An 18,321-nucleotide genomic window follows, 5' to 3' on the forward strand; every position below is an offset into this window, starting at 1 on the left:
GTCTTGTAGGCGTTATAGGAACGCAACCTGTCAAAGAAGCAATGTCTCCCTGAGCTAGGTGCCGTCTGAGGCGGCTTCGGGTGCGGTCTGCTAATTCGGCTTGAGACCTGTCGGCGCGAAACGCTGCTAAGGAATACCGTGACGGGTGAACAGGAGAGGGACAATTGGACGAGAGCTTCGATATACGACGGCGCCGTGCGCTATACCGGGCCAACCATCGCGGTACAAAAGAAATGGACCTTTTGATGGGCCGGTATGCGGAAGCGCATCTAGAGGCCATGGATGAGGCTGCGTTGGATAGTTTCGAGCGATTTCTCGCTCTAGCCGATCCAGATGTTCAATCGTGGATACTTTCCGCGTCGGATGCGGATCGCCGGACGCCCATCGAACCGGAATTTGCTGACCTCATTCAATCGCTCAGATCGTTTCACGGATTGTCCTGAGCTTCGCCGAACAGTCATCGGCCCACATTTAAGGAACGACGTTAGCTATTATGAGCGGCGCTACCCCTAAAAACCACGATCTGCTGCTGACAGGTGTCCCGGAGGGGCTGGATGCACTTGTGCTGGCCAAGCTCGCTCAGGAAGCGCAAGGCGCTGAGGGGCATGCGGGTATTCTGATCCACGTCGCGCGCGACGATCGCCGGGTCGACCAGCTCGAGGGTGCGCTGCGCTTCTTCGCGCCGCAAATTCGCACGATCTCTTTTCCAGCGTGGGATACGGTCCCCTATGACCGGGTTGGGCCTAATTCCGATATCGTGGCGCGTCGCATCGCGGCACTGGCCAAGCTGACGATCGGGCGTCGGAAAGCGCCTACCCTGGTGCTAACCACCGTCAACGCGATCCTGCAACGGGTGCCTCCGGTCGCCTTCGTCCGCAGCTCCTTAAAGCAGATGGCAGCTGGGCAGCGGATCGATATGGGGCGATTGATCACGCGATTACAGCTCGCGGGATTTACGCGCACTGGGACGGTGATGGAGCCGGGCGAATATGCGGTTCGGGGTGGCATTCTCGACCTTTTTCCGCCGGGCAGAACCAATCCGGTTCGGCTCGATTTCTTTGGCGATACGCTGGAGAGCATAAAATCCTTCGACGCGGAAACGCAGCGCACACTCAAGCCTTTGCAGAAGATTGTGCTCATGCCGATTTCCGAACTGGCGCTGGGGGATGCAGCGACCAGCCGTTTTCGTAGTCGTTACGTCGAACTGTTCGGCGGAGGGACAGGCAGCGATCCGCTCTACGAGGCCGTGAGTGCGGGCAGCCGCTATCCGGGGCAGGAGCACTGGCTTCCGCTCTTTCATGAGCAACTCGATACACTGGCGGACTACGCGCCGGATTCTGCCATTTCATTCGACCACCGCGCCGATGAGGCTGTGCGGCAGCGTTTCGAGCAGATTGCGGAACATTACGAAGCGCGCACGCAGGCGCTTGAGGTGGAAGCCTTCGGCGCGCCTCCATACAAGCCTGTGCCGCCAGACCTCATGTTCCTTGATGGGAAAGCGTGGGGTGAACTTCTGGGGCAGCGCCAAGTCTATCGTTTGAACCCGTTTGAGACGGGCGAAGGCGCGGACGTACGCTCATGGAATGGCCGCCCCGGACGAACGTTCGCGGCCGAGCGCCTAGCAGGAGACGTCAATGTTTTCGACGCTGTCGTCAGTCATATCGCGGCGCTAAAGCGTGAACATCGGCGCGTGATGATTGCGGCGTGGACGCCCGGTGCTCGGGAGCGGCTTGCCGGATTGCTCAACGATCACGGTCTAAAGGAGACCCGCAACGTTGAGAGTTTTGATGCGGCTCTGGAGCTTCCGGCGGACGTCACGCCCATGGCTGTGCTCGGTTTGGAGCAGGGTTTTGTCACTCCCGAACTCGCGGTTATCGGTGAGCAGGACATTCTTGGCGACAGGCTGGTGCGACCGCGGCGGAAAGCCCGTCGCGCTGTGGACGTTCTTACGGAAGCGACGAGCCTTTCCGTTGGCGATCTCGTTGTGCACGCCGATCATGGTATTGGCCGCTTTGCAGGGCTTACGACGATTTCCGCACTCGGCGCGATGCACGATTGCCTTGAGCTGATCTATGCGGGTGGCGACAAACTGTTCGTGCCGGTTGAGAACCTCGAACTGTTGACGCGCTATGGTGCGGAGGACGGTTCGGCTCAGCTTGACAGGTTGGGTGGTGTCGCATGGCAATCGCGGAAGGCTCGGCTCAAGAAGCGCCTCCAGGAAATTGCTGGCGAACTCATCAAAATCGCAGCGCTACGGCAATTGCGCGAGGCGCCGGCGTTGGCCCCTCCGGCTGGGGCCTTTGAAGAGTTTGTCTCGCGTTTTCCGTATGAGGAAACCGAGGATCAGGCCGCCAGTATCGATGCGGTGATCGAGGATCTTGGGGCGGGCCGTCCAATGGATCGCCTTGTTTGCGGCGACGTTGGATTTGGCAAGACGGAAGTCGCGTTGCGTGCAGCCTTTGTGACTGCGATGAGCGGCCTTCAGGTCGCAGTTGTCGTCCCAACGACGCTTCTTGCCCGTCAGCACTTCAAGACATTTAGCGACCGGTTCAAAGGATTGCCGCTCAATGTGGCGCAGGCTTCCCGGCTTGTGGGTGCTAAAGAGCTGGCTGAAGTGAAGGAGGGGTTGTCAAACGGGCAAATCGATATCGTTGTGGGAACCCACGCGCTCCTCAGCAAGTCGATCAAGTTTGCCCGGCTCGGGCTGCTGGTGATCGACGAGGAACAACACTTCGGTGTCGCGCACAAGGAACGCCTCAAGCAGCTACGTGAAGATGTTCATGTTCTCACGCTATCGGCGACGCCTATTCCGCGGACACTTCAGCTTGCGTTGACGGGTGTACGCGAGCTGTCTTTGATTACGACACCGCCGGTCGATCGTTTGGCTGTGCGCACGTATATCTCGCCGTTCGATCCCGTCATTGTGCGCGATGCACTTCGCCGCGAACGGTATCGTGGCGGTCAGGCATTTTATGTCGTCCCGCGATTGAGCGACCTTCCTGATGTCAGAGAATTTTTGACAGAAGCGGTGCCCGAACTTCGCGTGGCGACGGCACACGGGCAGATGACGCCAACTGAGTTGGAAGACGTCATGACTGCGTTCTACGAGGGGCGTTACGACATTCTCTTGTCGACGCCAATCGTCGAGTCCGGTCTCGATGTGCCCAATGCCAACACGCTGATCGTCCATCGTGCCGATATGTTTGGCTTGGCGCAGCTTTATCAGCTGCGCGGGCGGGTGGGCCGCTCGAAGGCGCGTGCGTATGCCTACATTACGACGCCACCGGGCAAAGCTCTGACGGAAGGCGCCGAGAAGCGGCTCAAGGTCTTAAATTCATTGGACTCATTAGGGGCAGGTTTTTCGTTAGCGTCGCACGATCTGGATATTCGTGGTGCGGGCAACCTGCTTGGCGAAGAGCAATCCGGGCACATCCGCGAAGTTGGCTTCGAGCTTTATCAGTCGATGCTGGAAGAAGCCGTGGCTGCAATGAAGGGCGGCGAAGGCGGCGAGTTGAAGGATCAGTGGAGTCCGGAAATTTCGCTTGGTACGTCGATCCTCATCCCCGAGAGTTACGTCACAGATCTACAGCTGAGGCTGGGACTTTATCGCAGGTTGGCCAGCCTTGAGACACGTGCGGATATCGACAATTTTGCAGCGGAATTGGTCGATCGCTTTGGTCCCGCGCCGGAAGAGGTTACCCATCTTCTGGATGTCATGGAGATCAAAGGTTTGTGCCGTCAAGCTTCCGTTAGCCGGGTTGATGCTGGTCCCAAGGGCGCGGTGTTGTCGTTCCATCAGAACAGCTTCCCCAATCCGGAAGGCTTGGTCGAACTGATGCAGCGATCCCGCGGGCTTATCAAATTGTTGCCCGATCATAAGCTGGTGTTCAAAGCGGAATGGGATCTACCCGAACAGCGCCTGAAGGGTGTTCGGGGGCTGGTAAAGCAGTTGGCGGAAATTGCGGAACGCGAGCGTAAGGTCGCGTAAAAAATAGGGTCGGAGAATAGACTTCTCCGACCCCGAAATCGTTACCCTGTGATCCCGATCAGATTACTTCTTCTCGGACTTTTCGGGTTGCGCTGTGCTCATGCTGGGTTTCGTTCCCCACTCCGAGCGCATTTCAAATACTGCCTTGGCGGAATCAGTTGGAAGGGCTGGGCGGCCCGCTACTTCCACTGCTTTCTCTCCGCCCTTTTTGTCTTGCGCCAGTGCGGGCTGACTTGCAATTGCTGCGACCAGCAATGCCGCGACAGTCGCTACAGACTTCATGTTGCTTCCTCCTAGTTACTTGCAAAACTTGAAATGACTAACGCTTCACAAGCTAGGTGGTTCCGTAACAATTTAAAGGGGTGTTTAAGGATATACCGTTATCTGAAGTTATATAATGTTGGCGTGTTCTTATTTTTCCCGGATGATGTTTCCTCGTTTGTTTCTACCTGGTTTCCAAATTTTCCATTGGTTCTTCTTTGCTCAGAATAGATCGTTTGATCTTCCCATTGGCGGTACGGGGCAGCTTGTCGATGAAGCGGATCTCGCGCGGACATTTGTAGGCTGCAAGGCGAGAGGCTGCGAAGGCGAGCAAGTCATCCTGCCGAGGAGGTGAGCCGGAATTTTGGGCAACGATGAACGCGCAGAGAATAGTTACGCCAGAGCTGACTTCCAGCGCTGCGCATGCGCATTCTGCGACATGAGGATGTTGCACGAGTACGGCTTCAACCTCTTGCGGGGCAATCCGGTATCCGAGCGCCTTTATGACATCGTCGGCGCGCCCGAGATGGCTGATGTAGCCCTCGCTGTCCATGACGCCAAGATCACCACCGACAAACCAATCGCCGCGTATCACCGCGGCTTCCTCGTCCGGCCGCTTCCAATATCCGAGCATCAAGCCTGGATCTGTCCGATGGATAGCTATGAGGCCCGGCTCTCCGGGCGCAAGAGGTTCGTTCCCAGCCTCTTCGCTGAGAATTGCGATGCTGCGACCCGGTTGTGCTCGGCCAACTGTTCCAGACTTTCTGGGAACGGTTGGGCTTGAGGAAATGTACGTGGAGATTTCGCTCATGCCGAGTGCTTCGTAGAGCTGGCGGCCCGTGCGCTCTGTCCATTCCTCAAAAAGGTCCGGTGGAGGCGCTTCGCCTGCAATGAGAGCATGGCGGAGAGTCGGCATCCGTGTCGGGTCGACATCTGCGTATTTCAGGATCTGACGGATCAGACCTGGTACGGCAGCAAAAATTGAGGCCTCGGTTTTCTCGATCAGATTTGGCCAGACGGCAGGGTTCTTTTCGCCGGTAAAGATGATGGCGGTTGCGCCATTAGCCCACGGGTCCGTCAGTCCGGTGCCGAGTGTGAAGGTCCAATTGAATGCCCCAGCGTGTAGAACGCGATCTTCAGGCGTGATGCCGTACCATCCTTGATACATGGGGCGGCGCCCCCACGCGGCGCGGTGGGCGTGGATCACCCCCTTGGGGGAGGCTGTGGTCCCGGATGTGTAGATCAGATATGCCGGATCATCAGAATGTGTGGCGACGTAGTCGCTGCTTTCTGGAAAGTCGATCAGGTGATGCAGCTCGCTGCGTCCGTACAGTGCTACGTTTGATGGCAAAGCGCTGGCTGCCTGCTCATCGTCACAGATGACAAGTTCGGCTTCGCTGTCGGCGACGATAAATGCCAGCTCTGACGGTGTGAGGGCCGCTGACGTCGGGATCGGTACGAATCCGGCTGCGATTGCTCCGAAAAAGGCCAGCGGGAAGGCGCTCGTATTGCCGAGGCTTAGGACGATCCGGCTGCCGCGCGGCAACCCGCGAGCGCTTAGTCCGGCGGCTACGCGGCGCACCGCTTCATCGAGTTCGCCGTATGTCCAGACCTCAGCCGGTGTTTTGGCGGAGACATCCTCAATGACGATCAGCGCAGGTTTGTCGGGGGGGCGCTGGGAGGCCGGAGCAAGACAATACGCTGCGAGATTTAAGGCCTTGGGGGGAGGCTGCCCTGAAAAGCCGAGGTGACTGCTTTGCGTTTTATTCGTTATGGGATGCTTCAACCGCCTGGGCCTTCTCAATGGTGGCGCTCCACCATGTGTCGACCTGATATCCAAACAATGATGTCTGCTGAGGCTGGCCGAGGTGGTGCCAGTAAGCGACCCATTGCTTTTGCAGATGGTAGAGCGGAATTACGTAATCTCCCGACAACAGCGCTCGGTCAAGAGCGCGCACGCTGGACACGAAGTCTTCTGGTGCTTCGGCCGTCAGCATGGCAGCGATCATGGCATCGACGGCGGGACTCTTGACCCCCGGGTAGTTGAAGGTGCCGTCACGGTCGGCCAACGCCGATGACCAACGGAAGAGCTGCTCGTTGCCTGGCGAAAGTGAGGAAGGCCAGCGTGTCTGAATCATGTCGTAGTCGTATGTCTTGAGCCGCGACTGATACTGCGCACTGTCCACTACGCGAATTCGCGGCTTAATGCCGAGGCGTTCAAGGTCGCGCGCGAAGCCTAAAAAAAGACGTTCTTGGGCTGCCGTTGCGGCTAATATTTCGAAGCTGAGCTGTTGACCGGTTTCCTGTGAAAGCAGCTTGCCGCCTTCGAGCTTGTAGCCGGCGTCGTTTAGAAGCTTCAGGGCGGTGCGCCAATTCTCACGATTACGTCCTGTGCCGTCAGATACGGGGAATTGATATTCTCCCATCATGAGTTCCGGCTTTATCTCCGAAAGATAAGGCGCCAGTAATTTTTTCTCGAGCGCGTCGGCAGGCTGGCCGGTGCTGGCGAGCATGGAACGCTCGAAGTAGCTCTGCGTACGGCTATAAAGCCCATGATAGAGGTTGCGGTTGATCCACTGGAAATCGAAGAGATAGATCAGCGCTTGCCTTACGCGCTGGTCAGCGAAGACAGGGCGGCGGGTATTGAAGGCGAGAGCAGACATGCCCGCCGGCAAACCGATATCGAATTCGCCTTTTATGATGTTACCATTGGTCACCGCGCGGGTGTCGTAGCCTTCCGCCCAGCGCGAGGGGTCTTCTTCTGGGCGTATATCGATCCTGCCAGACTTGAATGCTTCGAACATGGCGGCGTCGTCACGATAATAATCAAAACGGATCTCATCGAAATTGAAGCGTCCACGATTGATCGGAAGATCCTTGCCCCACCAGTCTGGGTCGCGCTCGTACACAATGGAACGGCCGGGGTCGACCTGTGCCATCTTATAGGGGCCTGAGCCTATAGGGGGGGTCAACGTCGTGCGCTGAAACGTGTCCTCATCGAGAAGGTGGCTCGGCAGGATCGGCATCAGGCCGAGAATAAGTGGCAGTTCACGGTCGTCGGGCTCAAGATCGAAGCGGACGCTCAGATCGGAAAGCCGCTCGGTTTTCGTGACCTTTTTGTAGTACGCGCGATGGTTGGGGCGGCCATGATCGCGCAGGACGCGCCATGAAAATAGGAGATCATCTGCGGTTACCGGGTGGCCGTCCGAAAAGCGCGCGTCGGGGTTGAGGTGGAACGTGACCGTACTGCGATCCGGCGCCAGTTCGACGTGCTGAGCAAGCTGCGCATAGAGCGTGAAAGGTTCGTCGAGGCCGCGTGTCAGCAGGCTTTCATAGAGAAATTCGCGTAGGCCCGCACCAGGGTCGCCCTTAATGATCAGGGGATTGAGGCTGTCGAATGAGCCTTGGGAGCCAAGGCGCAAGCGACCACCCTTCGGCGCGTCAGGATTGACATAATCAAAATGCTTGAAGCCTTCCGAATGCTTAGGTGTACCGTGCATGGCGATGGCGTGTGTTTTGACAGCTGACGCTGGAGACGGCAAAACGGCAAAACTGAGCAAGGCGGCCGCGGTCAGACACAGCCGCATGACACCATCGCGTTGAGTAGAAATCACGGGTTCACAAATCCTTTGAGTGGTGTGCTGACAACCGGGGTGAGCCGTGCCGTCTCGTTCTCGGCTGAATTCTACCACACTTGTTGGTGCAATAGAGGCAGACGGCCAAGCCTCTGGCGTGAACTTCGAAAGCCTAAGCGTTGCGGATTTGCCACGATGTGTCTGATGAGGTCTAACAATACAAATTCAACATACGTCACGTCACGCGATCGCCTTATTCCACGCCTTAGTGCGATCGCGCTGGCGTGATTGTGGCCAAGAAAATAGAGCGCAGTGTTTGCGCCAAAGAGGGGCTGAGCTGGCGGGACTAGCTCTCAACGAAAGGTTGATGTGTCAAATGACTATTAAGGTATGGCAGTCCAAGCGGTTTGCGCTTGGTGCGGCACTGATGGCGGCAGCGGCAATTGCCATGCCGGCACATGGGCAGGAGAAGAAGGGCGCGGCTCCAAAGCAGGCGGCGGCCCAAGCTCCGGCCGCCAGTCAGAGCGCATGGGTGAAATTGTGTGAGAAAGCCCCTGTCGTTACGGGTGTGGACAAAAAAGATAAAGGCAAAGTCGTCCGTGAAGATAAGACGATTTGCCTGACGCACCACGAACGTCTCGATGGCAATACTGGCATGGTTCTGGTTTCGGCGGCTATCCGCGATGTTGAAGGCGCTGATCACAAGAGCCTGATGGTGATGGTCCCGCTCGGTATGGCGCTTCCGGCTGGTGTCCGCGCTGCGGTTTACAGTCAAGAGCAGTGGACGAAGGCCGCTAATAACGAAAAGATTGATGAGAAGGAACTCAAGCCAATCAAGCTTGAGTATTCGCTGTGCCATGCTGCAGGCTGCACGGCTGAAGCCGAGGCAACGCCGGAACTCATCAATCAAATGAAGAAGGGCGGTGGCCTGATGATCCTCGCGGTCAACGCTGGCGCTCAGCCGATTGGCTTCCCTGTTCCGCTGTCCGGCTTTGCTGAAGCGCATGACGGTAAGCCCGTCGATAACGAGCAGTACGCAAAGGCACGAAGCCAGTTGATGGCGCAAATTCGTGAGCGCCAGAAGGCTGCCATGAAGGCGTTCCAGGACGCTCAGAAGGACAAGGCTGGTGCGGCCAAGAAGGACGAGAAGAAGAAGTAATCAATTTTCATGGTCGGTGCGGTTTTTTCCCGCGTCGACTTGAGGTTCCCCGGTTCAGGACCAGTCGCAGCGCTGCCGTTATTTTCGGCGGCGCTGTTTTTTTGCTTGGATGGAGGGTGGAGATAGTTTTAGCCGCTGCCATGCGCCTTCTGCGGGCGGCTCGGCTCACCCGCCCACAAATGAATTTTTGACGCTGCGTGTGCGGGTCAGTGTGCCTGCAAAAACAGGGGCTGGAACTGGCCTTCCTCGTCCTGATGGAACAGCTCTTCGATCTGCGGGTGACGCAGCGGTGTTCCAGTCTGGTCGATCACCAGATTCTGTTCCGAGACATAGGCGATGTATTCGCTGTCAGCATTTTCAGCGAGCAAATGATAGAATGGTTGTTCGCGATCAGGGCGGATTTCCTCTGGGATCGCGAGAAGCCACTCTTCCGTGTTGTCGAAGGTCGGATCGATATCAAACACAACGCCCCTAAAGCCGTAGTGGCGGTGCCTTACCACCTCTCCGACATTGTATTTGGCGCTTTTAATTTTATCGGCCGTGCCCATGACTGCTTTCAGAACTTCATTGTTTCGTTTTTTGGAACCCATTCTGGTATTCCACGAGACTGCATCAGTCCTGTCAACACGTTCGATAGGTGAAAGATGGGCGGCCAAGGTATGGCCGCCACACCTGCCTTGGCTCAAAGGCCGTAGGCGCTTGCCAGCTCTGGATCCTTGGATGCGACAATTCGCGCCAAGTCGACAATGACCTTTGCCTGCTTCCACGTCGCGTCGTCTTGCATCTTGCCGTCAATCATAACCGCGCCTGTCCCGTCCGGCATGGCTTCGAGGATGCGCTTTGCAAAGTCAACTTCGGCAGGATCGGGACTGAACACCTTTTTGGCGATGTCGACCTGGCTAGGGTGAAGAGACCAAGCGCCCAGGCAACCCTGCAAGAACGCGTTCATGAACTGGCTCTCGCACGCTGCCGGATCAGAGAAGTCACCAAAGGGTCCGTAGAATGGCTTGATACCATAGGCCATGCACGCGTCGACCATTTTGCCGACGGTGTAGTGCCAGAGATCTTGCTGATAAGCGATGCGCGGTGCCCCGGCTTCCCCGGCGTCGGCTAGCACGGCGTAATCAGGATGCCCACCGCCGACACGGGTCGTCTTCATGCCGCGTGAGGCTGCGAGGTCGGCAGGGCCTAAGCTCATGCCATGCATGCGTGGGGACGCTGCAGCAATAGCCTCGATGTTATTTACACCTTCGGCGGTTTCGAGGATGGCGTGAATGAGAATGGGTTTCGTGATGTTATGCCGAGCTTCAAGCTGTGCCAGCAGCTGATCGAGATAGTGGATGTCCCACGGTCCTTCGACCTTCGGCAACATGATGACATCGAGTTTATTGCCCGCGCTCGCGACGATCGCGGTGATGTCGTCGAGTGCCCACGGTGAATTCAGGCAGTTGATACGTGTCCAGAGGCCAGTGGAGCCGAAATCGTGTTCCTGCGCCATGGAGATGAAGCCGGCGCGGGCGGCTTCCTTCTCGGTGGCTGGAATGGCGTCTTCCAGGTTCCCGAGGATGACGTCGACCTTCTTGATCATGTCGCCGAGCTTGGCGCGGATCTTTTCGTTGTGCGGGGGGACGAAGTGAATCATCCGCTCTAACCGGACTGGCAGAGTACGGAAGGGTTCCGGCGCACCGATGGCGAGAGGCTGGAAGTGTTTGGCGGGCGTGCGCGTAACAGTCATCGGTGGGCTTTCCTATTTCATTTTATAACGATTGTTGCGCTGCACTGTAGAGGGGGTTGGTGCCAAGTCAACGCGGCGGCAGAGCGCTGTGTTTGAGGCTGCTGCAACTTTTTTAAGGGCTAAGCGTTTTGGTGAGCTTGGGGAGACTGAAAAAGGTCGTCTCGCGGCGGGGGAGCCACCGCGAGACGCCACGGCCCCGCTTGTACCAGCGCGCCCGACTGACGGTCTTGCGCCGGTGCCGCCAGCCGTAAACGCCTAGTAGTGCGTACGGTTCCATTCCTACGTCGGATTTTCAGTTGTGTGTTTTTGCTTGCGCAAGCTGTGATCTTGCGCTTGCCCGCGGCAATCTCCGCGAGCCCCGGTTCCAAAATGGTGCAGCTCAAAACGCATTGTTAACTAGTGCAACGCCATAGTTAACCACGTGGACGCCGCCAACGGACCGAAAGGCTGCACGACATGCTGGATGATACCGCTTCGCGCCAACTTGCAGATCGGCTTACGCCGAGCCGGTTGCCGCACAGAGTACGTCTGGTTTTGATGTCTGCGGGCGTGGTCATGGCGGTTACGCTCGTTCTGGCGGCGGGTAACCCCGATCAGAAGCGGATCGTGGCGGATGTGAACAATAGGATTGTAGCGCAGCAGGTTTCTCAACCTGTCGTTTCCAGACCGGATAAGAGCGCTACGGCTTATGGCCGCGCGATTGCAGCCATGCGGGGTACTATCGATCTGGCCTCCGCACAAACCGCGACGCAATAATCATCACAGAGACGGCGTTGCTGTGTCAGGTTTGTGGGGCCTCGTCTTCGCTGTCTGACTTCACCTGCTGCGCGGATGCACGGTTCTGTAGGAGCTTGGCCAGTACGATCTTCAGTCCGTCCAGGTCGCGTAGATGAATGTCGCGTTGCGGGAACGGGAAGCCAATTCCTTCCTCAGCAAAACGTTTGACGATCTGGGTGCGGAGTTCTGTCTTCGTCCCCAAGGTTTTGCCGACATCGATGATATAGACCCTGAGAGAGAACTCTAATGCGTTGTCGCCAAAATTTTCAAAGGCGACAAACGGCGCTGGGTGTTTTGCTACAAGCGATGAGTTTTCCGCAATGTCCATGAGGACGGAGATGACGTGCTCAGGGTCCGCTCCGTAATTCACACGAACAGGTATCGTCAGGCGCCCCATCGCGTTGCGATGTGTGTAGTTGATTACGGTACCAGTAATCAGTTCCGAGTTTGGGAGAATGACGCTCGCTCGATCGAATGTCTCGATCTCGGTCGCACGGACTGAAATGCGACGAACGTACCCGCCCTGGCCCGCGACATCGATCCAGTCGCCGACCTTAATCGGGCGCTCGACCAACAAGATCAAGCCCGAGACGAAGTTATTGACGATTGATTGTAGGCCGAAACCGATACCAACGGACAATGCACCGGCGACCAGCGCGATGTTGGTGATATCGAGGCCCGCGTAGGAGATCGCGGCCAGCGATGCGACGCCTATTCCGAGATAGTTGACGCCGGTTGAGATCGAGTTGCTCAATCCCTGATCCGTGCGCCTGGGGTGCAAAACCGTTTCGGAGAGCCAGCGCTGTAGAACGCGTGTCAGCGTTAAAAGGACAGCGAAGATGCCCAGAGCGATTGCGATGCGGGCAAGTGAAATCTGGACGCCGCCGATTTCGAAACCGAACAGAGCACGGTTTGCGAGGCTGCCGATGTCTGCGGTGGAAAAGCCGAAGGATAGCAGCAGAACCGGGATGCCGACGACCACGAGGATGCTGTCCAGTACGACAGCCGTGATGCCTGCCATCCGTCGCCGCAGGTCGATCGAAAGACCATGAGGATCTGCGGCCGCGGCTTGAGCTCCCGGATTTTGATCTGGTTCCGCTGCTATTGCTCGATTGGCGAGGTAGAAGAGCAACAGAAGGATGATCGCAGAACCGGTCATCAACACCTGATTGCCGACGTAGCGCGCCAAGGCGATGTAGCCCCCGACAAGAGCGACGACGATCACTACGGCCGCTAGCAATAGGGGCAATCGAATGAGCTCTGCTCTCAGTCTCGCTAGCGAGCTATCGTTATCGACCGATAGTGGGAAACGCATTCGGGAGACCAAGGCGAACAGAACGGCCAGTAAGAGGCTGGCGGTCAGGGTCGTTACGATGCTGAAGGGCAGCGGTAGATAAAGAAGCCTGATGAGTTCTCGTAAGGCGAGATCAATCACGTAGACAGCGGCGATCAACTTTATCAGTCGTGCAAGGCGCCGCGCCGTCTGATTGTCGAATTCCAGGACACGCCATGCAGGCTGGTTGGGTCGCAAGTACGCCCTCGCGAGGGCGGTGCTGACTTTGTAAATGATAACGCCTTCGAGGATCGTCGCGGCTAGGTAGCCGACCTGGAGGTAGAGCAACCCCAGAAAATCGAGCCCGAAATACAGCGCACTTGCACCAGCTATGGCTGGGATGGCCCGTAAAGGGGCTTGAGCCCCGGCCATCGACACTTTCAAATAAAAACCTGGATCTGCGATCTGCGATGCTGAAAGGCCGCGCAACAGACGCAACATTAAAAGCTTCAATACAGCGTAGAATGCGAAGCTACCCAGAATGACAGCAATCGTTGCCGGGAGCTGGATTAAAACATTGGACCACCAGCCAGCGGTAATTGCCTGTACTTGAAGTTTGGCACTCGGGACAGCGCGCCAGATTTCCTCCCAGAAGGCTGGGGCCAGTGGCGACCGTGAGCGTCGCAACAGGTCGCGCGTGAAGATATCTTGTCTCAGTTCTTGGACACGGCCGGAAAGCTGTCGTGCGCGAACTTCAACGAGGCCGGCTGTTTTTATTGCGCCATCGATCGCTGCGGCTATGGCATTCAGTCTGCTGCGTTGCGCGGCGATCGTGGCAGATTCTGGCGGTATGTCTTTGCCGTCAGGCGCCGGACCAAGTCGGCTGATTTGGGATCGAACATCGTCGAGCTTGGGGCGGAGTTCACGGGCCAGACGTTGCGAGTCCGCGATTACGGCTTCGATCACAGGGAGTTGGTCGATGAGCTCTTTATCGCGGCCTTTGACGCGCTCTACGCTTTTTTCCAGCGCTTCTATGCGGCTTTCAAGGCCCTGGGCTTGGTTCAAGCCGTTTGTGATATCAGCGGGCAGCTCAGTCGGTGTCGGTGCGACCGTATTCGCCGGGGCCTCGCTTTCCGACGACTTCTCGGACGATGCTGCGGGCCGTGCGTCCCCGTTGGTAGCCTGACCGTTGCCATTGGTTGGCGCCGGAGCTGCCGCTGGGGTGCCGTCTGCGGTCGGGGTATTGGTGCTGGGTTCGGTTTTCGTTTGGGCGGATGTTGCGGATTTTTCCGCCTTGCCTTCGGCCTTTTTTGCTTCGTCAGGCTGCTGCGCAAACTTTTCAGACGGCCACTGCGTACGGCGGGCGGGGGGTGCCCCGGCCGGAGCAGGCTCGCCCGTTGCGGATGGTGGTGTTGCCGGTGGTGCAGTCGGCGTCTGCGCGGCCAAAGGCAGCGCGCCCATGCCAACAAGTGCTAGGATCACATAAAGGCCGAGCCGCCTGATATCCGCAAACATGACAATCCTTGTTCAGGCGGCGGCGTTTATTCGTCGGCCGCGCAGCTACTCTGACTGTAGATGGCCGTAAAGACGGCATAAAAGCCGATGAAGAGCTCTTAGTTGGATGCGTCAAATGCCGCACAGGATTGCCAGTGCGCGCTCATGATCGCAACCCCTCAGTGCGCCGCACCCTCCCCAACCTTTCAAGCTTCCGTCTTGCCGGCGGTGCGTGCGGGACGCGAAAACGTGGGCTCGACGACCACGCCGCTGCTTACGACTGGCTTGCCATCTTTGATGCCCGTTTCAATCACGACATCCACTGGACCACCGGTCATGATCAGGTGTTCGGTATCGTCACGTCTGATGAGTACCAATCGCCGCCGACCATCAAGGTTCGTTTGCGCCACGACGTCGAGACGGGGCTCCTGGCGGGCGCGAAATAAGCCCGCTGTCGGGCTGACACCTTCGGCGTAGCTGCGCCAAAGCAAGCCACCAACGACGATGGATGCGGCAACGAAGGCGAAGATCGCGAGATAATAGAGAATGTCCAACATTCATTTCCCGCGCGGACGGTGCCGCGCCCTTTTTTGGCTGATGCTTCAAGGTTGCCCCTTGCGGGGTGAGCCGTCTATCGACCTCGACGGTTTTGCGATGTGCCAGCCGAATGCGTGCAATAGCTTCTGAAATCTCGCTGGCGGATTGCGTCTATTGTCCCGTCTATAGCTTGCAATTCATGTCATTTTAACTCTGATGATCGAACAGTTAGCGGTGTCGCAAGGGTGTTAGCGTGGGGTTTTCCCCTACAAATGTGGCCGTGGCGTAGTCGTCATTGCCCCATTCTGCGAGAACCGAATACTGTCGGCTGAGAGTGTATCGAGTATATGTACAAGCGTACGCAGGCTTCTGAGAGCCGCCCGCAACAGAATCGTATAGCTTGCCCGCCTATGAGCGGAATTGGAACACAGCGACAACATGTGTTCGGTGACGGGCCTGCTGTCCTTGCGGACGTGCGCGCGCACGCCGGATTGATTGCTGTTGTGGTGGGGGCTGGTGCAGCTCTGATCGCACTTATTGCCTCCGGGACGGCACAGCCCATTCTGCTGATCGTGCTTTCGCTGCTTGCTATGGCGGGCGCATTTTTCATCTTCGGATGGATGGTGGGGCATATCCACTTTGGCACGGTTCAGTCCCGACATGACGTCGCTGGGATGCTGGCGGACGATTTCAACGAGGCATTGCAGCTCACGCGTAACGATGGGGCACGGGTGTGGGCGAATAAGCGTTTTGATCGCATTCTCGACCGTTCGGCAGCAGGGAATATTGCAGCGTTAGAGCTTGGCCTTGGCGGCAGTTCGGCAGCTTCTGAAGCCATTTTCAGACTGACCCGCGCGGCGCAATCAGGCTTGGCACGCAGTGAAGACGTCAAGGTGACGCTTGCGAACGATGCGCTGGGTCCGCGCGAACTGATTACGTGGGTTCGGATCAGCGTCTCGCCTTTCCAATCAGGTGGGGCTTCCAAAGACAAGCGGCCGCTCGTCCTCTGGAAAATCAGCGACATTACTTCGGAGCGTCAGAAGCAGGCTGCAGCCGTCGCCGGTTACGAGCTTCAGCTTGAGCGCTACGAGACGATGCCAATCGGATTGCTTGCAGCTGATGACGACGGTGCGATCGTTCATATGAACGGCACGCTGGCGAGATGGCTCGGCGTTTCCGACAAGCTGGGGGCCTCGACGCGCGTCAGCAAGTTAGCGGATCTGCTTGCGGCCGACGGTTCCGAACTTCTCCTCGACATGCGCAGGCGGCGCCGGCCTGACGAGATTGTCAGCACGGATCTGGATCTCGTTTGCGAAGACGGACGCCTCTTGCCTGTGCGTATTGTCTGCCAAACGGCGAACGATGCCTTGAGCGCGTTGGCGGACGATCCAGACGAATTTTCGCAACCGGTTGGTGGTGGCATGGTGATTGCCGTCATGGACCGGCGCGAGGAGGAAATCGACGACGCCACAACTGAGGTTGCCGGCGTCCGGTTTGCCCGCTTTTTCCGATCCGCCCCGATTGGTATTGCCACGATTGGGCGGGATGGAAAGATTTCGAGCACCAACGCTGCGTTCTCTCGCATGATCGTGGATGGAACGAGCGGCATAGGCGAGGCGGCTCTCGATGTTCTCGCTCGTACCGGCGATGATGATACGAGCAAGGCGATTGGCGACGGGCTAGAGAAGGTGTTGTCGGGGCGCGGCAACATACCGCCCGTGGATATCGTCGTCGGGGCCAAGTCTGAATTTACGCGGCGCGTCTACATGAGCCCGTTGACGCATACGGGAAGCTCTTCGGAAGCTGCAATCCTGTATGCGATTGATGTTACTGAGCAAAAAGCTCTTGAGGCTAAATTTGCGCAAAGCCAGAAGATGGACGCTGTTGGCAAGCTCGCGGGCTTTGTTGCCCACGACTTCAACAACATGCTGACGGCAATCATCGGCTTTTCCGACTTTCTTCTGCAGACGCATCGTCCGACCGATCCGGCGCATGCCGACATCATGAACATTAAGTCGTCGGCGAACCGAGCCGCGGGGCTTGTAGGCAAACTGCTTGCGTTAGCGCGTCAGCAGACACTTATGGTTGAGCCGTTGCAGTTGGGTGAGGTCATGACCGATCTGGCTTCGCTGCTGAAACGCTCCGTTGGCGAAAAGATCGAATTGAAGCTCTCGTCGGGCCGTGACCTTTGGTACGTCAAGACCGACAAACTTCAACTCGAGCAGGCCGTCATCAACCTCGCGGTCAATGCGCGCGATGCGATGCCGGACGGTGGGCGTCTCACAATCCGCACGCGTAATCTGACCGAACGTGAGTCCCGTCGCTTGCAGCAGCGGGGTATGCTCCCTGGCGAATACGTGGAGATCGAGGTCAGCGATACGGGGACCGGTATTCCGCCTGACGTAATTGGCAAGATTTTTGAGCCGTTTTTCACGACGAAGGAGGTCGGCAAAGGCACGGGCTTGGGGCTGGCAACAGTCTACGGCATCGTCAAGCAAACCGGCGGTCACATCTATGCGGAGAGCTCGCTGGGTGACGGGACGACGTTCCGCATATACCTGCCGCGTTACCATCTCGATGAGAAGGACGAAGCGGCGATTACCGAACGAGTCGAAGCCAAGAACCGCGTGCAGAAGGCTGATCTCACGGGCGCTGGGCGTGTGCTGCTGGTCGAAGACGAAGATGTCGTACGCTCGTTCGCCGTCCGGGCTTTGACCCGCCAAGGCTACGAGGTTCTCGAAGCTTCCGATGGCCTGGAGGCCCTCGATGTCATGGCCGAACAGAACGGCAATATCGATATCGTGGTTTCCGATGTCGTGATGCCTGCGATGGATGGGCCGACGATGCTGAAGGAAATGCGCAAAACGAATCCCGACCTCAAGATCATCTTTGTGTCGGGCTATCCGAACGAGGCTTTCCAGCAGGCCCTGGGTGAAGAAACGTTTGCCTTCCTGCCCAAACCGTTCTCGTTGCCTCAACTCGCGGCAAAGGTGAAAGAGCAGCTCGAAACATAAGGCGGGTGTGATTTGTTGAGATTTTGTGGCTGACTGATGGGGTATTCCTGCAACACACGCCACTGATGTGCCCCGAACCTGCACGAATTTTGCCGCCAGTGAGACAATTTGCCATCTGATTGCCATAAGCCCTGGGGAAAACTTTTCTCATTGGGGCATAAGGCGAGTGCGTATCATGGTTGTTGACGTCGTCCTTCCGTTCGTAAGTCTTCTCGGCATCATTGGCGTCGGAACGCTTTCCGGTGTCGGGGCTGCTGTTCTCCTCGCATCTCTCTGGTAGATCGGCTGACAGCTTCCGTTATGGAACGCGCGGCAAAGCGTTATGCTTGCCGCGCGTTTTCATTTGTTGCTTCGGCGATCATGTTTCGTTGCAACGCATTGCGTGTGTCCACTGTCTTCACACGGGTTTTAGGAGCCCGCGATTTAACTGGACCGGCTGATTTGCTATGACTGCATCAGTGGTGACGCTTTCTCTTACGGAGTGCGCGCACTGAGCTCTGACAAATGC

At 57.4% G+C, this 18,321-nt stretch carries 12 protein-coding genes; 5 read left to right on the plus strand and 7 right to left on the minus strand.

Annotation, left to right across the window (positions count from 1 at the left end; genetic code table 11):
- The first annotated feature begins 164 nt into the window (after positions 1–164).
- On the plus strand, positions 165–443 hold the full coding sequence (locus tag BLS30_RS15785; RefSeq protein ID WP_090230200.1) for a succinate dehydrogenase assembly factor 2: 279 nt from the start codon (positions 165–167) through the stop codon (positions 441–443).
- A 50-nt stretch (positions 444–493) separates the two neighbouring features.
- The gene (gene mfd / locus BLS30_RS15790; protein WP_090230204.1) at positions 494–3,988 is read left to right on the plus strand and encodes a transcription-repair coupling factor; all 3,495 of its coding nucleotides are present in this window, start codon (positions 494–496) and stop codon (positions 3,986–3,988) included.
- 63 nt (positions 3,989–4,051) lie between these two features.
- Here mfd and BLS30_RS15795 read toward each other — a convergent pair whose 3' ends face one another.
- The 3 genes from BLS30_RS15795 to BLS30_RS15805 all read right to left on the minus strand — a co-directional run bounded on the left by BLS30_RS15795 (position 4,052) and on the right by BLS30_RS15805 (position 7,836).
- Complete coding sequence (locus tag BLS30_RS15795; RefSeq protein WP_046478504.1) at positions 4,052–4,270, minus strand: hypothetical protein; 219 nt, start codon at positions 4,268–4,270, stop codon at positions 4,052–4,054.
- 163 nt (positions 4,271–4,433) lie between these two features.
- Positions 4,434–6,035: a class I adenylate-forming enzyme family protein gene (locus BLS30_RS15800; protein WP_244512481.1), complete on the minus strand. Its 1,602-nt coding sequence runs from the start codon at positions 6,033–6,035 to the stop codon at positions 4,434–4,436.
- Positions 6,013–7,836, minus strand: a complete 1,824-nt coding sequence (locus BLS30_RS15805; RefSeq protein ID WP_046478506.1) for an extracellular solute-binding protein — start codon at positions 7,834–7,836, stop codon at positions 6,013–6,015. The genes BLS30_RS15800 and BLS30_RS15805 overlap by 23 nt, the downstream gene beginning before the upstream one ends.
- A gap of 364 nt (positions 7,837–8,200) precedes the next feature.
- Here BLS30_RS15805 and BLS30_RS15810 point away from each other — a divergent pair, with 364 nt between their 5' ends.
- Complete coding sequence (locus BLS30_RS15810; protein ID WP_046478507.1) at positions 8,201–8,983, plus strand: invasion associated locus B family protein; 783 nt, start codon at positions 8,201–8,203, stop codon at positions 8,981–8,983.
- A 206-nt stretch (positions 8,984–9,189) separates the two neighbouring features.
- Here BLS30_RS15810 and hspQ read toward each other — a convergent pair whose 3' ends face one another.
- Positions 9,190–9,531, minus strand: a complete 342-nt coding sequence (gene hspQ, locus BLS30_RS15815; protein ID WP_046480393.1) for a heat shock protein HspQ — start codon at positions 9,529–9,531, stop codon at positions 9,190–9,192.
- Between the two features lie 134 nt (positions 9,532–9,665).
- Complete coding sequence (locus tag BLS30_RS15820; protein WP_046478508.1) at positions 9,666–10,718, minus strand: HpcH/HpaI aldolase/citrate lyase family protein; 1,053 nt, start codon at positions 10,716–10,718, stop codon at positions 9,666–9,668.
- Between the two features lie 456 nt (positions 10,719–11,174).
- Between BLS30_RS15820 and BLS30_RS15825 the strand changes: the two genes are divergently transcribed.
- Positions 11,175–11,474 carry a hypothetical protein gene (locus tag BLS30_RS15825; RefSeq protein WP_090230207.1) on the plus strand — a complete coding sequence of 100 codons (300 nt, stop codon included), beginning with the start codon at positions 11,175–11,177 and terminating at the stop codon, positions 11,472–11,474.
- A 25-nt stretch (positions 11,475–11,499) separates the two neighbouring features.
- Here the strand turns inward: BLS30_RS15825 and BLS30_RS15830 are convergent, their stop codons facing one another.
- On the minus strand, positions 11,500–14,283 hold the full coding sequence (locus BLS30_RS15830; protein ID WP_090230210.1) for a DUF3772 domain-containing protein: 2,784 nt from the start codon (positions 14,281–14,283) through the stop codon (positions 11,500–11,502).
- A 185-nt stretch (positions 14,284–14,468) separates the two neighbouring features.
- Complete coding sequence (locus BLS30_RS15835) at positions 14,469–14,819, minus strand: flagellar biosynthetic protein FliO (protein WP_090230212.1); 351 nt, start codon at positions 14,817–14,819, stop codon at positions 14,469–14,471.
- 390 nt (positions 14,820–15,209) lie between these two features.
- Here BLS30_RS15835 and BLS30_RS15840 point away from each other — a divergent pair, with 390 nt between their 5' ends.
- Entirely contained in the window at positions 15,210–17,813 is a 2,604-nt protein-coding gene (locus BLS30_RS15840; RefSeq protein WP_170832496.1) for an ATP-binding protein, read from the plus strand.
- Positions 17,814–18,321 lie beyond the last annotated feature (508 nt).

This window comes from Filomicrobium insigne, assembly GCF_900104305.1.
Taxonomy (GTDB): domain Bacteria; phylum Pseudomonadota; class Alphaproteobacteria; order Rhizobiales; family Hyphomicrobiaceae; genus Filomicrobium; species Filomicrobium insigne.

What these genes read in the sequence shown, in the direction of transcription:
- BLS30_RS15810 (WP_046478507.1), top strand. Translation starts at nt 8,201, where the DNA reads ATGACTATTAAGGTATGGCAGTCCAAGCGGTTTGCGCTTGGTGCGGCA.
- BLS30_RS15825 (WP_090230207.1), top strand. Translation starts at nt 11,175, where the DNA reads ATGCTGGATGATACCGCTTCGCGCCAACTTGCAGATCGGCTTACGCCG.
- BLS30_RS15820 (WP_046478508.1), bottom strand. Translation starts at nt 10,718, where the DNA reads ATGACTGTTACGCGCACGCCCGCCAAACACTTCCAGCCTCTCGCCATC.
- mfd (WP_090230204.1), top strand. Translation starts at nt 494, where the DNA reads ATGAGCGGCGCTACCCCTAAAAACCACGATCTGCTGCTGACAGGTGTC.
- hspQ (WP_046480393.1), bottom strand. Translation starts at nt 9,531, where the DNA reads ATGGGCACGGCCGATAAAATTAAAAGCGCCAAATACAATGTCGGAGAG.
- BLS30_RS15835 (WP_090230212.1), bottom strand. Translation starts at nt 14,819, where the DNA reads ATGTTGGACATTCTCTATTATCTCGCGATCTTCGCCTTCGTTGCCGCA.
- BLS30_RS15805 (WP_046478506.1), bottom strand. Translation starts at nt 7,836, where the DNA reads ATGCGGCTGTGTCTGACCGCGGCCGCCTTGCTCAGTTTTGCCGTTTTG.
- BLS30_RS15830 (WP_090230210.1), bottom strand. Translation starts at nt 14,283, where the DNA reads ATGTTTGCGGATATCAGGCGGCTCGGCCTTTATGTGATCCTAGCACTT.
- BLS30_RS15795 (WP_046478504.1), bottom strand. Translation starts at nt 4,270, where the DNA reads ATGAAGTCTGTAGCGACTGTCGCGGCATTGCTGGTCGCAGCAATTGCA.
- BLS30_RS15840 (WP_170832496.1), top strand. Translation starts at nt 15,210, where the DNA reads ATGAGCGGAATTGGAACACAGCGACAACATGTGTTCGGTGACGGGCCT.